Annotated in this window: 12 protein-coding genes and 1 pseudogene; 5 read left to right on the top strand and 8 right to left on the bottom strand. The window is 73.7% G+C overall.

The annotated features are described in order from the left end of the window. Positions 1-319: 319 nt before the first annotated feature. Positions 320-1,006, bottom strand: coding sequence for a response regulator transcription factor (locus E1265_RS22265; RefSeq protein WP_132932639.1), 687 nt, complete (start codon positions 1,004-1,006; stop codon positions 320-322). A 343-nt stretch (positions 1,007-1,349) separates the two neighbouring features. Between E1265_RS22265 and pdhA the strand changes: the two genes are divergently transcribed. From pdhA to E1265_RS39450, 3 genes are read left to right on the top strand one after another with little or no spacing between them, the layout of a single operon-like run. Then, a complete protein-coding gene (gene pdhA / locus E1265_RS22270) occupies positions 1,350-2,615 on the top strand; it encodes a pyruvate dehydrogenase (acetyl-transferring) E1 component subunit alpha (protein WP_132932641.1) in 1,266 nt (421 codons plus the stop codon). Position 2,616: 1 nt separating this feature from the next. After that, positions 2,617-3,597 carry an alpha-ketoacid dehydrogenase subunit beta gene (locus E1265_RS22275; protein WP_132932643.1) on the top strand — a complete coding sequence of 327 codons (981 nt, stop codon included), beginning with the start codon at positions 2,617-2,619 and terminating at the stop codon, positions 3,595-3,597. Between the two features lie 27 nt (positions 3,598-3,624). After that, positions 3,625-5,457 (top strand): dihydrolipoamide acetyltransferase family protein, encoded by a 1,833-nt coding sequence (locus E1265_RS39450; protein WP_165953841.1) that lies wholly within the window; start codon positions 3,625-3,627, stop codon positions 5,455-5,457. Between the two features lie 89 nt (positions 5,458-5,546). On the opposite strand, the gene E1265_RS22290 is transcribed toward E1265_RS39450, so the two are convergent. Genes E1265_RS22290 through E1265_RS22305 form a run of 4 tightly spaced genes read right to left on the bottom strand, consistent with a single transcriptional unit; the run spans position 5,547 to position 10,362 of the window. Further along, positions 5,547-6,113: a bacterial proteasome activator family protein gene (locus E1265_RS22290; protein ID WP_132932645.1), complete on the bottom strand. Its 567-nt coding sequence runs from the start codon at positions 6,111-6,113 to the stop codon at positions 5,547-5,549. A gap of 21 nt (positions 6,114-6,134) precedes the next feature. Beyond that, positions 6,135-8,954, bottom strand: a complete 2,820-nt coding sequence (locus E1265_RS22295; RefSeq protein WP_132932646.1) for an ABC transporter permease — start codon at positions 8,952-8,954, stop codon at positions 6,135-6,137. Beyond that, positions 8,951-9,700 (bottom strand): ABC transporter ATP-binding protein, encoded by a 750-nt coding sequence (locus tag E1265_RS22300; protein WP_132932648.1) that lies wholly within the window; start codon positions 9,698-9,700, stop codon positions 8,951-8,953. Before E1265_RS22300 ends, E1265_RS22295 begins: the two co-directional genes overlap by 4 nt. Continuing rightward, positions 9,697-10,362, bottom strand: coding sequence for a PadR family transcriptional regulator (locus E1265_RS22305; RefSeq protein WP_132932650.1), 666 nt, complete (start codon positions 10,360-10,362; stop codon positions 9,697-9,699). Before E1265_RS22305 ends, E1265_RS22300 begins: the two co-directional genes overlap by 4 nt. Before the next feature lie 145 nt (positions 10,363-10,507). Between E1265_RS22305 and E1265_RS22310 the strand changes: the two genes are divergently transcribed. Continuing rightward, complete coding sequence (locus E1265_RS22310) at positions 10,508-11,725, top strand: sensor histidine kinase (RefSeq protein WP_132932652.1); 1,218 nt, start codon at positions 10,508-10,510, stop codon at positions 11,723-11,725. Further along, a complete protein-coding gene (locus E1265_RS22315; protein ID WP_132932653.1) occupies positions 11,713-12,357 on the top strand; it encodes a response regulator transcription factor in 645 nt (214 codons plus the stop codon). Before E1265_RS22310 ends, E1265_RS22315 begins: the two co-directional genes overlap by 13 nt. Before the next feature lie 164 nt (positions 12,358-12,521). Here E1265_RS22315 and E1265_RS22320 read toward each other — a convergent pair whose 3' ends face one another. The 3 genes and pseudogenes from E1265_RS22320 to E1265_RS39455 all read right to left on the bottom strand — a co-directional run. Continuing rightward, positions 12,522-12,815: a hypothetical protein gene (locus tag E1265_RS22320; protein ID WP_132932655.1), complete on the bottom strand. Its 294-nt coding sequence runs from the start codon at positions 12,813-12,815 to the stop codon at positions 12,522-12,524. A 126-nt stretch (positions 12,816-12,941) separates the two neighbouring features. Then, positions 12,942-13,919, bottom strand: a complete 978-nt coding sequence (locus tag E1265_RS22325) for an NAD(P)H-quinone oxidoreductase (RefSeq protein WP_132932657.1) — start codon at positions 13,917-13,919, stop codon at positions 12,942-12,944. Between the two features lie 75 nt (positions 13,920-13,994). Beyond that, a pseudogene (locus E1265_RS39455) lies at positions 13,995-14,108 on the bottom strand (zf-TFIIB domain containing protein); the annotation flags it as partial.

The raw sequence follows: 14,108 nt of genomic DNA on the forward strand, positions 1-14,108 counted from the left end.
CCACCCACCCGCCCTTTCTGGCGCGACGCCTCGGCGGCTACGCCGTCAGACCCGCGCCGCGTGCGGCCTTCCCCGCTCGCCCCCTCCTAGCGCTACGCGCGACCGGCGCCACGCGCCGCGTTCCCGCGCTCCGCGGCGGTTGCGGCGCGGCCGGCGGGCCGCCGCGGCCGCAGGTGGTTTCCCCACCCACCGGCCCTTTCTCGCGCCGCGCGCCAGCGCTGGGCGCCCGCCCCAGCGTGGGCGGGTGGGCGCGGCGGCGCGACCGGCACGGCCAGCGCCGCGTTCCCGCGCTCCGCGCGACCGGCGGCGCGTTTTCGCGCTAGGCGCGACCGGGGCGGCCGGCGCCACGCGCCTGGCGGCGCGCTACGTAGGCGGCGGCCTGGGCGCGGCGGGACATGCCGAGTTTGGCCAGCACGCTGCTCACGTAGTTCTTGATCGTCTTCTCGGCCAGGTGCAGTTCCTCGCCGATCGCCCGGTTGGTCAGGCCGTCGCCGATCAGGTCGAGGATGCGCCGCTCCTGGTCCGTGAGCCGGGCCAGCCGCTCGTCGTCCTCACGGGACGCGCCGGCGCCGCCGCCCCGCAGCCGGTCGAGGACCCGCCGCGTCGCCTCCGGGTCGAGGAGCGACTTGCCGGCCGCCACGTCCCGCACCGCGGCCAGCAGCTCGTTCCCCCGGATGGCCTTCAGCACGTAGCCGGACGCGCCCGCCATGATGGCGTCGAACAGCGCCTCGTCGTCCGCGTAGGACGTCAACATCAGGCAGCGGATCGACTCGTCGCGCGACCGGATCTCCCGGCACACCTCGACGCCGCTGCCGTCCGGCAGGCGCACGTCGAGCACCGCGACGTCGGGCAGCGCGGCCGGGATCCGGTTCAACGCGTCGGCCGCCGTGCCCGCCTCGCCGACCACCTCGATGTCCGGCTCGGCGGCGAGCAACTCGTGCACGCCCCGGCGCACCACCTCGTGGTCGTCGAGGAGAAATACGCTGATTTTTCCGCCCTCGGACACACCGCAAGTGTCACACAACGGAGCGTGCACCGCTCTTCACGCGACCCGGTTGCCCGGGTTAACGTGCACCTGTCCCCAAGCCCTGCCAGGCTTGATGCCGTCTCGTTCCCCAACCCTTACAAGTACTTGGATATCCAGGTAAATCCGCAGGTCAGGGGTCTTTTCACAGCTTGTGATCCCGACGGATACCGTGCTCTTATTGGGCCGTCGAACGGGACGCGATCGGGACAAAGAACCGCTCGGTTCCGTCCAGGCCGCACCCACCCCCGTGCGCCGTACGGGACCGGGCGGACCGCACTGGCCGCCCGGTGGACCCCGGGGGCCGGACCGACGGAGGACACGAGTGACTGTGGAGAGCAGCACCCAGGCGGGCGGGACCCCACGCCGTGCCGCGGCGAAGAACAGCACGAAGAAGGCCGCGGCCAAGAAGGCCACGACGAAAAGGGCCACGGCCAGGAAGGCGACGCAGAAGACCGCCACCGCCAAGCCCGCCGCGGCGAGTCCCGCGCCCGAGATGGTGCAGTTGCTGACCCCCGAGGGCGAGCGCGTCGAACACCCCGACTACGCCCTCGACATCACCAACGAGGAGATCCGCGGCCTCTTCCGCGACATGGTCCTCACCCGCCGCTTCGACGCGGAGGCCACCGCCCTCCAGCGCCAGGGCGAGCTCGGCCTGTGGCCGTCACTACTCGGCCAGGAGGCCGCCCAGATCGGGTCGGGCCGCGCGCTGCGCCCCGAGGACTACGTCTTCCCGACCTACCGTGAGCACGGCGTCGCCTGGTGCCGCGGCGTCGACCCGACCCTGCTGCTCGGCATGTTCCGCGGCGTCAACCACGGCGGCTGGGACCCCAACAGCAACAACTTCCACCTCTACACCATCGTCATCGGCTCCCAGGCCCTGCACGCCACCGGCTACGCGATGGGCGTGCGGATGGACGGCTCGGACAGCGCCGTGCTCGCCTACTTCGGCGACGGCGCGTCGAGCCAGGGCGACGTGGCCGAGGCGTTCACCTTCGCCGCCGTCTACCAGGCGCCGGTCGTCTTCTTCTGCCAGAACAACCAGTGGGCCATCTCCGAGCCCATCGAGCGGCAGACCCGCGTGCCGCTCTACCAGCGCGCCGCCGGCTACGGCTTCCCCGGCGTCCGCGTCGACGGCAACGACGTGCTCGCGGTCCTGGCCGTGACCCGCGCCGCCGCCGAGCACGTGCGCACCGGGCAGGGCCCGATCCTGGTCGAGGCGTTCACCTACCGGATGGGCGCGCACACCACCTCGGACGACCCGACCAGGTACCGGCGCAAGGAGGACCTGGAGGCGTGGGAGGCCAAGGACCCGATCCTGCGGCTGCGCCGCCTGCTCGAGCGGGAGGGCGCGGCGGACGCCGCGTTCTTCGCCGCGCTCGACGAGGAGAGCGACGCGCTGGCCAAGCGGGTCAGGGAGGCCATCAGGACGATGCCCGACCCGGACCCGATGGCCGTCTTCGACAACGTGTACGCGGACGGACACCCGCTGGTGGACGAGGAGCGCGCCGAGTTCGCCGACTACCTCGCCTCCTTCGCCGACCACGAACGCCACGAGCACCACGCGCACCAGCCGCACGGGGGGAACTGACATGGCTGCCGAGAAGATGGCGATCGCCAAGGCGCTCAACTCCTCGCTCCGCACGGCGTTGGAGTCCGACCCCAAGGTCGTGGTGATGGGCGAGGACGTCGGCAAGCTGGGCGGCGTCTTCCGCATCACAGACGGACTGCAGAAGGACTTCGGCGAGGACCGGGTCATCGACACGCCGCTGGCCGAGTCCGGCATCATCGGCACCGCGATCGGCCTCGCGCTGCGCGGATACCGGCCGGTGGCGGAGATCCAGTTCGACGGCTTCGTCTTCCCCGCGTACGACCAGATCGTCACGCAGCTGGCGAAGATGCACGCCAGGGCGTTGGGCAAGGTGAAGCTGCCGGTGGTCATCCGCATCCCGTACGGGGGCGGCATCGGCGCCGTCGAGCACCACAGCGAGTCGCCGGAGGCGCTGTTCGCGCACGTAGCGGGGTTGAAGATCGTGACGCCCGCGAACTCGTCCGACGCGTACTGGATGCTGCGGCAGGCGATCGAGTGCGACGACCCGGTCATCTTCTTCGAACCCAAGTCGCGTTACTGGGAGAAGGGGGAGGTCGACACGACGGGCATCCCCGGCCCACTGCACGCGGCCAAGGTGGTGCGGGACGGCACCGACCTGACGATCGCGGCCTACGGCCCGACGGTGCGGACGGCGCTGGCGGCGGCGGAGGCCGCGGCCGAGGACGGCACGTCGATCGAGGTCGTGGACCTGCGGTCAGTCTCACCGATCGACTTCGACACGATCCAGCGGTCGGTGGAGAAGACCGGCCGGCTGGTGGTGGCGCACGAGGCGCCGGTCTTCTTCGGCTCCGGGGCCGAGGTGGCCGCCCGGATCACGGAGCGGTGTTTCTATCATCTGGAGGCCCCCGTGCTGCGGGTCGGCGGGTTCCACGCGCCGTATCCGCCGGCACGGCTCGAGGAGGAGTACCTCCCTGGGCTCGACCGGGTGCTGGACAGCGTCGACCGCGCCTTGGCGTACTGAGGCGAGAGGCTGAGGAGAGTCGTGACGATGGCTGCGGCACAGCGGTTCCGCGAGTTTCGGATGCCGGACGTGGGCGAGGGGCTCACGGAGGCCGAGATCCTGAAGTGGCTCGTTCAGCCGGGTGACACGGTGAGCGACGGCCAGGTGGTGGTGGAGGTGGAGACCGCCAAGGCGGCGGTCGAGCTGCCGATCCCCTACGACGGCGTGGTCAGGGAGGTGCTCTTCCCCGAGGGCCAGACGGTCGACGTCGGCACGCCGATCATCACCGTCGACACGGACCCCCTGGCGGGGGAGCCTGAGCAGGAGCCGCCCGCCGCGGACGCCGCCGAAGGCGGCGGGGCGGGCGGGGGCCGCGAACCGGTCCTGGTCGGCTACGGCGTCTCCACCGCCACGCCGAAGCGCCGCCCCCGCCGGCCGGCTGCCGCCGGCCAGGCCGGCCCGTCCGGCCGTAGGCAGGGCGGCCCAGGCCAGGCCACCGGCGGCCAAGCGGGTCCGGCTGCCGCCGGGCCTGGGGGCCCGGAGGGCCGTGGGCCGGGCGGCCCCGGCCAGGCCGCCGGCACGGCGGCACCGGCCGGCGCAGCGAGCGAGCGGGCCGGTGCGGGCACGGGCCAACACCGGCCAGGCGAACCGGCCGCCAGCGGCCAGGCCGTCGGTGGGCGGTGGGTCGCGGCACCGGCCGCGCCGGCGGCCGCGGGCCAGGCGGCCGGCCTCGGCGGCCCGGGCCAGCCGGCTGGCGCCGGAGGCCCGCAGCCGGGTTGGGCCCCGGCCCACCGGCCCGAGGTCACCATCGGTGGGGAACCGGTCGTCGCCGGCCAGGCGAACGGCACTGGCGCGTGGGCGCCCGCGCACCTCCCCGGCGGGCACGACGCCGCCGGGGGCTACGGCGGGCCCGCCGTGCCACAGGGCGTCGAGGGCGGCGGCGTAGCCGCCGGCCAGGCGCCCGCCGGGCGGCCGTTGGCCAAGCCTCCCGTGCGGAAGCTGGCCAAGGACCTCGGCGTGGACCTGGCGACCGTCATCCCCAGTGGGCCGAACGGCGTGGTGACCAGGGAAGACGTCCACGCGGCCGTCGCACCACGGCCGGTACCGGCACCCGCACCGGCTCAGGCCGCCGCCGAGGGGACCGTCGCCGCCGACGTCGCGCCGCAGTCGTTGGCGCAGATCAGGGAGCGGCGGGTGCCGATCAGGGGGGTGCGGAAGGCGACCGCGCAGGCCATGGTCGGCAGCGCCTTCACCGCCCCGCACGTCACCGAGTTCGTGACGGTCGACGTCACCAGGACCGTACGTCTGGTGGAGCGGCTGCGGCAGGACCCGGACCTGGCCGGGCTGCGCGTCAACGCGCTGCTGCTGGTCGCCAAGGCGCTGCTCGTGGCGATCCGCCGCAATCCGGAGATCAACGCCTCCTGGGACGAGGAGCGCCAGGAGATCGTCTACAAGGAGTACGTGAACCTCGGCATCGCGGCGGCGACCCCCCGCGGGCTGGTCGTGCCGAACATCAAGGACGCCGGCGCCAAGACCCTGCCCGAGCTGGCCAGCGCGCTCGGCGCGCTGGTGGCCACGGCCAAGGACGGCAGGACACCACCGGCCGACATGCAGGGCGGCACGGTCACCATCACCAACATCGGCGTGTTCGGCATCGACACCGGGACGCCGATCCTCAACCCGGGCGAGTCCGCGATCCTGGCGTTCGGCGCGATCAGGGAGCAGCCCTGGGTGCACAAGGGGAAGGTGAAGCCACGGCACGTCACCACCCTGGCGCTCTCGTTCGACCACCGTCTGGTGGACGGCGAGCTGGGCTCCCGGGTGCTGGCGGACGTGGCGGCCATCCTCGAGCACCCCAAGCGGCTGATCACCTGGAGCTGACGCGCCACAACGGAAGCGGTGCCGGCCAGGGCCCTCGGGCCTCGGCCGGCACCGCCGGTTGTCGGGGGTCTCGCGTCACCGGTTACGCGTCACAGATAGGGGCCGGACCGCGCCCCGCCGTGTGCGTCGGGGCCCTGCTCCTGCTCGTCGCCGAACGCGCCGGGCGGGAGCGCCCGCCGCATCTGCTCCAGCTGCGCCCGCGCCGCCATCTGCTGGGCGAAAAGCGCCGTCTGGATGCCGTGGAACAGGCCCTCCAGCCAGCCCACGAGCTGGGCCTGGGCGATCCGCAGCTCCGCGTCGGTCGGCACGCCGTCGTCGGTGAACGGGAGCGAGAGCCGGTCCAGCTCCTCGACCAGCTCGGGCGCGAGGCCCTCCTCGAGCTCCTTGACCGAACTGGCGTGGATCTCCTTGAGGCGGACCCGGCTCGCCTCGTCGAGCGGGGCGGCCTTCACCTCCTCGAGCAGCTGTTTGATCATGCTGCCGATGCGCATGACCTTCGCCGGCTGCTCCACCATCTCGGTCACGGGGATCTCGGAGCGGCCCTCGTCGTCCTCACCGCTCCGCTTGGGCGCGGGGCTGCTGAGCGCCATCCCGTCGGGTCCGACGACCAGGATCTGGGCGTTCTCCTGGGGCGGTTCGTTCCTCGGCTGAGTCATACCCCCATCATGCAACGCCGGTCACCCCGCGCGCCGCGCGAGGGTGATCCGGGAGCGCGTCAGCAGGGCCGCCACCAGGCAGGCGACGAGCGGCACGACGAGGATCAGCTGGCCGAAGGTGGTCCACGGCAGCTCGATGAACAGCTCGGGCCTGATGCCGGGGTCCCAGCCGTTGTCCCAGGCCTCCTCCCAGCCCCTGAGGTTGGACCGGTGGTCGGCGATCCGCAGCGCGATGGCCGGGATGAGGCCGGAAAGACCGCCGAGCAGCACCCCCATGGCGGCGACGAGCCCGCACTGGAGTCCGGAGAGGGTGCGCCGGACCCGGGGCGAGGCGCCGACCGCGGCGAGGGTGGTCAGGTCGGCCTCCGAGTCGGCCTGCGCCAGGCCGGTGGCGATGCCGGCCGCGCCGAGCGCGAGAAGGCCGGCGGCCAGCGACAGGATCAGCATCTCCATGGAGGTGTCGGCCTCGAAGCCGTCCTCCACGTAGGTGGCGAGCCCGCCGACGACGCCGCCGCGGGTCGCCAGGTCCTCGAGGGCGCCGGCGACGGCCTGCTGCTCGGCCCCGGTGGGCATCCGGTCGGTGGCGTAGTAGCTGCCGTCCGCCACGGTGACGAGGCCGGCGGCCTCCGCGGCCGCCGGGGAGACCAGCAGCTCGAAGCCGTAGCTCTCGGCGGTGACCCGGTGGCCGGGCAGGGTGACCGAGTCGTCCGGTCGGGTGAGCGACTGGCCGTCCTCGTCCCACTCCTCCGGATAGGTGGCGTAGGTCTCGATGGTCACCCGGTCGTCGGCGTCGAGGTAACGGCCGGCGAAGACCACGACCTCGCCGCGCTCCAGGGCCTCCCGCGCGCCCTCGTCCTCGATGCCGAGCACGTCGAGCAGTTCGGGATCGGCGACCGTGAGGCCGCCGCCGCCCATCACGGTGCCGCCGCTCCCGGCGCAGCGGTCGTCGGCCGCCAGCTCGCGGCGCTCGGCCGTGTCCAGGCTCTCGCTCCCGGCGACCCACAGCGGGCACTCGTTCTCCTCGGGCACGCTCGGCTGGACGTAGCCGCAGTCCTCGACGTACCCGTCGCAGTCGGCGTTGACCACCACGCGCCAGACGTCGGCCCGGTCAGTGGTAGGCATCTCGGTCTCGATCACCTGCCTGGCGGGGTCGAGCAGCGCCCGCTCCGCCGGCGAGTAGGTGGAGATCACGACGCCGCCGGCGGGCAGCGCCGGCTCGTACTCGGCCTCCTGCCGCGCCGCGTCGCTGACGGACACCGTGGCCACGGCGACCGCGCCGGCCGTGGCGGCCATGATGGCGGCCACGGCGGGCGCCGTGCGGCCGCGGTTGCGGGCGGCGTCGCGCAGCGCGAGCCGGCCGGACAGCGGCAGCCGCCTGGCCAGCCGGCCGAAGCCGCCGACCAGCAGCGGGGTCAGGGCGACGACGCCGAGCTCGGCGATGATGGCGCCGACGGCGACGGTGCTGGCGTCGTCCATGGTCATGGCGCCGAGGATGGCGATCGCGGCGCCGCCGACCAGCGCGATGGCGCCGATGGTGGGCAGCGCGCGGCCGGCGCGGCGCACCCCGCGACGGCCGGTGAGGGATTCGAGCACGTCGGTGCGGGCCGCGTTGACGGCCGGGACGACGGCGGCGAGCAGTCCGGTGACGACGGCGAGCAGGGCGACGGCGCCGATCTCCAGGACCCTGAAGTCCCAGGAGCCGAATCGGGCGCCGCCGATGCCTTCGAGGAGCGGGCGGGTGGCCAGGGTCAACAGGACGCCGCCCACGGTGCCGACGACGGCCGCGCCGGCGCCGAGCACCACGCCGCTGGCGAGCATGATGGCGCGCAGCTGCCCGCGGTCGCCGCCGTTGGCGCCGACCAGGCCGAGCTGGCGGCGGGCGCGGCGGGCGCCCACCGCGAAGGCGGGGCCGGCGAGCAGGCAGATCTCCAGGATGATCAGGGAGACGACGGTGACGATGACCACCATGGCCTCGGCGTCGACCGACGAGTCGCTGAAGCCTTCGCTCACCAGCACCTGGTCGGCCGGGGGCGGGTTGAGGGTGACGTCGCGCGAGATGACGGTCAGGCCCTGCTCGTTGGCGCTCAGCACGGTCGGCCAGTCGACGACGCCGTCGGGGACGTCGACGAGGAAGGTGGCGGTGGCCCGCGCCGGGCGGTCGCCTTCCAGGTGGGGCAGGACGGCGCCGGGAAGCGCGATGACCTGCTCGCTGTCCAGGTCGCTCGGCAGCTCGTAGGCGCCGGTGATGCGGTAGGGCTCGCCGATGTCGCCGATGGTGACCTCGGAGCCGACCCGCAGCCCGGACTCGTCGAGGAACGCCTGGGTGGCGGCCACCTCGCCGGGCTCGGTCGGGAAGTCGCCGCGCAGCAGGGTGAGCATGCCCTCGGTGAGCGGGTCGCGGGCGTCGATCTCGCGGAGCTCGACATTGGCCAGGCCGGTGCGGGTCGAGGCGGTGAGGTAGGCGGTGGCGTCGGGGAGCACGGTGGCCCCGGGCGGGAGCGCGCCCTCGACCTGTGCCAGCACCTCGTCGTCCGGCCTCGGGTCGTCCTCCCAGACCATGTCGTCGGCGTTCTCGTCGTACTCGACGTAGTCGCCCTCGGGGTTCTGGCGGACGGGCGAGCCCTGGGTGGCGATCTGGTAGCGGGCGTCGGCCAGGCCGAGTTCGCGGGTCAGCGTCTCGGCGGGGGAGAGTTCGGCGGTGCGGAAGGTCAGGTCGGCGGCCGACACCACGAGGATCGGCAGCGCGATCATGGCGATCACCAGGGCGCTGCGGCCCTTGGCGCGCCGGGCGTCGCGGCGCGCGATGCGCAGCGCGAGGCGCCAGGTGTTGAGTCGACTCACCTCGCGGCCTCGCTGGTGAGGAGGGACTCGGCGGTGCCGGCGGCCGACTCGTCGACTATCCGGCCGTCGCGCAGGAAGATCAGGCGGTCGGCCCAGGCGGCGTAGCGGGACTCGTGGGTGACGAGCACGACGGCGGCGCCCTCGTCGCAGCGGCGGCGCAGCAGGGCGAGGACGGTCTCGCCGGTCTCGGAGTCGAGGGCGCCGGTTGGCTCGTCGGCGAGGACGAGTCGGCGGTCGCCGACCAGGGCGCGGGCGATGGCGACGCGCTGCTGCTGGCCGCCCGACATCTCGTCGGGGAAGCGCTCGGCGACCTCGGGGAGGCCGATCTCCTCCAGCGCGGCGAGCGCCTCGCGGCGGGCGACGCGGGAGGAGGTGCCGTCGAGTTCGCGGGGCAGGGCGATGTTCTCGGCTGCGGTGAGGGCCGGGATGAGGTTGTAGTCCTGGAAGACGTAGCCGATGTGGGTGCGGCGCACCTTGGCGAGCTGGGTGCGGCTGAGGGCGCCGAGGTCCTGGCCCTCGACCAGCACCTGCCCGCCGGTGGCGGTGTCGAGCCCGCCGGCGAGCGTCAGCAGCGTGGACTTGCCGGACCCCGAGGGGCCCATCACGGCGACGAACTCACCGGCCCTGACGGCGAGATCGATGCCGCGCAGCGCGTGCACGGCGGCGACGCCGCTGCCGTGCACGCGGGCGAGCTGACGCAGTTCGAGCACGGCTGAGCCGGACTCACGCATGGGCGTCTCGGTCATGACGAGGTTCCCCCCTCGGTCGTGTTCTGTCCTGGATAAACGCCCCCGCCACGCCCCACCGGAACACCGGCTTCGCCGGGCCCGGCGGCCGGGTCGCTCGGTGCCGGGGCCGCGCCGCTGGCGGGCCGCTCCCGGGCGAAGCGGATGAGGCGTGACTCGCAGTGGTCGAGCCAGCGGTTCTCCGCCTCGGCGAAGAAGATCAGTTGGTCGAGGACGAGCAGCCAGGCCATCTCGTCGCTGGTGTCGGGCCCGGCGGCGAGGGCGCGGGCCTTGAGGCGGGTGTAGTCCTGCATGGCCTGGAGGGTGTGCCTCCGCTGGGCCTGGATGATCGCGCCGACGTCGACGCCTGGCGTGCCGACGGCCATGGCAAGCTTGATGGCGAGCTCGTCCCTGGCGGGCTGGGTGCGGTCGACGGGGCGCGAGAACCACTCGGCCAGCTCGCGGCGTCCCGGCTCGGTGATGGCGTAGAGCTGCTGCTTGGCGTCACCGCCGCCCTCGGGGGTGATCAGGCCGTCACGTTCCAGGCGTTGGAGGGTCGTGTAGACCTGCCCGATGTTGAGCGGCCAGGTGGCTCCGGTGCGGGACTCGAACTCGGTGCGGAGCTGGGAGCCGTACCGGGGGCCGGACTCCAGGAGGGCGAGTAGGCCGTAGCGAATGGACATACCGCGTATGTATACCGAGTATGTTGAGCCGGCGCAAGGCGCGTCGGTGGCGGACCAGGACAGGCCATGGACGAGCCAGGGCGAGGGGAAACAGTAGATCCAGCTGTAGTGCGCTCGTCGCCGCGGATGCCGCAGACTGCGTCCCATGGGTGAACGGCAGGAACGATGGAGTGGGGTAAGGCGAGGAGCCGCCTACCTGCTCGGCGCCTTCCCGGCGGCGATGGCGTTGCTCACGGTGCTCCCGCTCCTCGTGGTCGGGGTGCTCACCTCAGGCCTCCCCTGGATGCTGCGCCCCCTCGGCGAGTCGGCCGACTGGCACCGCCGCCGGGCCGCCACGCTGCTCGGCATCCCGGTCGACGCGTCGTCGTCCGCCGCGCGGTCCGCGCCGCCCAGGGGCTTCGTCGCCGCCTGGCGGCACACACTCCGCTCCCCCGAGGCCCGGCGGCTGCTGCGCTGGCTGCCGACCGCGATAGGCACCGGCCTGCTGGGCGGCCTGGTGGCGGTGCTCTTCCTCGGCATGGCGGTGGGCGGCGTGATCATGGCGCCGATCCGGCCGCTGCTTGACCTCGAGTCGTCCTTCGGGAACGTCGGGCTCGCGTCCATACCCCTCGACCTCGGCCAGTCGCTGGTCGGCGCCGCGCTCACCTGGTGGCTGCTGCCGAGGATCGCCCGCTGGCACGCCGGCGTCTGCGTGGCCGGGTTGGAGCCCTCGGCCGAGGAGCGGCTCGCCGAGCGGGTCGGCGAGCTGACCGAGTCGCGGGCCGGGGTGCTCGACGCGCACGGCGCCGAGCTGCGCCGCATCGAGCGCGACCTGCACGACGGGGCGCAGGCCAGGCTCGTCGCCATCGCGATGCGGCTCGGGGTGGCCAGGGAGCAGCTGCCCGAGGACGACGGCCGGTTGGCCACGCTGCTCAAGGAGGCGCACGAGGGCGCCGAGGAGGCGATGACCGAGCTGCGGGACGTCATTCGCACGATCTACCCGCCGATCCTGGCCGACCGGGGCCTGGAGGGCGCGATCGACGCGGTGGCGGCGCGGTCCGCCGTCCCGGTCGAGGTGGACCGCGGGGAGCTCGGCGAGCTGCCGCCCGCGGTCTCGGCCGCCGCTTACTTCATCGTCACCGAGTCGCTGACCAACGCGGCCAAGCACAGCGGCGCCGACCGCGCCAGGGTGCGGCTGACGAGATCGGACGACCGGCTGCTCGTCGAGGTCACGGACGACGGCGTGGGCGGCGTCGACGAGGCGCGTGGCACCGGCGTCGTCGGGATCCGCCGGCGCGCGGCGGCGCTCGACGGCTCGGTGCTGGTCAGCAGCCCGGCGGGCGGCCCGACCGAGATCACCGTGGAGCTGCCGTGCGGGTCGTGATCGCCGAGGACAACGTGCTGCTCTCCGCCGGGCTCGAACTCATCCTCTCCACCAGGGACATCGAGGTCGCCGAGGTGGTCACGGACGGCCCCGGGCTGCTGGCGGCCGTCGGCCGGCACCAGCCGGACGCGGTGATCGCCGACGTGCGGCTGCCGCCGACCTTCCACGACGAGGGCGTCCGCGCCGCGCTCGAGCTGCGGCGGGAGCGTCCCGGGCTGCCGGTGCTCGTGCTGTCGCAGTACGTGGAGAAGATCTACGCGCGCGAGCTGCTGTCGGACGGCTCGGGTGCGGTGGGCTACCTGCTCAAGGACCGGGTCAGCCGGGTCGCCGAGTTCGTCGACGCGCTCCGCCGGGTGGCGGCCGGCGGCACGGTGATGGATCCGGAGGTCGTCGCCCAACTCCTCACCAGCGCGGCGGCCAGGGGTCCCATCGACAGCCTCACCGCCCGCGAGCGCGAGGTCCTGACGTTGATGGCCCGCGGCCTGGGCAACGGGGAGATCGCCGCCGAGCTCGTGATCACGGAGAACGCGGTACACAAACACATCGGCAACATCTTCAGCAAACTCTCGCTCCCCACGACCACCGCGGGACACCGCCGCGTGCTGGCCGTCCTCGCCTACCTCAACGCCTAGGCCCAGTACCGGTGACTTTATGGCTCTCGAGAGCGCCGTAGGGCGACGTTCCCGCAGGTCAGACGCGCGAATCGACCCTCAAGTCACTGGCATTGCGCCTGAGGCGAGCGGCGTCAGCCGCCGCGCCGGCTCCGGCGCCGCGGTCGGCGCGGCGTTCCGTCCGGCTACTGGCGGAGCCGATAGCCGAGGATGCCGAGGCCGAGGCCGAGGCAGGCGAGGCCGGCGCCGAGCGGGAGGACCGGGAGCACCTCGCCGCCCGTGCGGCGGGCCGCGACGGGCGCGGGATCTCCGTCGTCGCGGACCGGGCCCGGGGTGGTGGGCGCCGGCTCCCACCACAGGATCGGCTGCTCCGCCGAGCGCCGGCTGTCGTCCCGGTCCTCCACCTCAGGCGCCGACGCCGCCGGGGGGCCCAACGCGGCGGCCGGCTGGGGGAGAAGGGGAGCCGCGACAACCGCCACGGCCACTGCGTAACCCGCCCACACCCTCACAGGCCCGATCCTTCACGCTTCTGTCCGATGATGTAATCGATGAGGTAACCAGCGTCACATATCAACACAAAAGCCGCATCCGGGCCGAGGGGTGGCTCAGCGTGTCAGCACGATCTTCCCGATATGGCCGCTCTCCTCCAGCACCCGGTGCGCCTCGGCCGCGTCCGGCAGCGGCAGCCGCCGGTCCACCACGGGCCGGAGCCGGCCGTCCGCGAACATCGGCCAGACGTGCTCCCGCACCTCCGCCACCACGGCGGCCTTCTCCCCCGCCGGCCGGGCCCGCAGCGAGGTCGCCGTCACCGACGCCCGCTTCGCCATCAGCCGCGCCAGGTTCAGCTCGGCCTTGACGCCGCCCTGCAGCCCGATGATCGAGAGACGCCCGCCGGTCGCCAGCGCCTCGATGTTCCTGGCCAGGTACTTGGCGCCCACGATGTCGAGGATCACGTCCGCGCCGTGCCCCTCCGTGGCGGTGGCCAGCTCGGCCACGAAGTCCTGCTCGCGGTAGTTGATCAGCACCTCGGCCCCCAACTCCGCGCAGCGCGCCAGCTTGTCGTCGCTGCCGGCCGTCACCGCGACCCGCGCCCCGGCCGCCCGGCCCAGCTGGATGGCCATGGTGCCGATGCCGCTGCCGCCGCCGTGCGCGAGCAGCGTCTCGCCCGGCCGCAGCCCGGCGGACATGAAGACGTTGGCCCAGACCGTGCACACCACCTCGGGCAGCGCGGCGGCCGTCGCCAGGTCCATGCCGGCCGGCACCGGCAGCAGCTGCCCGGCCTCCACCGCGACCAGCTCCGCGTAGCCGCCGCCGGTCAGCAGCGCGCACGCCTCGTCGCCGACCCGCCAGTCGGCGACGCCCTCCCCCACGGCCACGACCCGCCCCGCGCACTCCAGGCCCGGGTAGGGCGAGGAGCCGGGGGGCGGGTCGTAGAACCCCTGCCGCTGGAGCACGTCGGCGCGGTTGACGCCGGCCGCCGCCACCTCGATCAGGACCTCGCCGGCACGCGGCTCGGCGTCCGGCACTTCCGTCCACACCAGCGCCTCGGGGCCTCCGGGCGCGGCAATCGTGATCGCATGCATGGGCGTGACGCTACCGCCACGCCCGCTCCGACAGCGGGTCGGAAGAGAATTCGGCGGGCGAAGCCTCAGGAGAAGTCAGGAGGAGAAGAAGAGCCCTGAGAGGCCGCCCTTGCGGCGGTGGTGGCCGTAGTGACCGCCGTGGCCGCCGTGCTGCGGGGCGCCCCAGGCCGGTCCCGGCTGCTGGTAGTG

Source organism: Streptomyces sp. 8K308 (assembly GCF_004348315.1).
Lineage (GTDB): Bacteria > Actinomycetota > Actinomycetes > Streptomycetales > Streptomycetaceae > Streptomyces.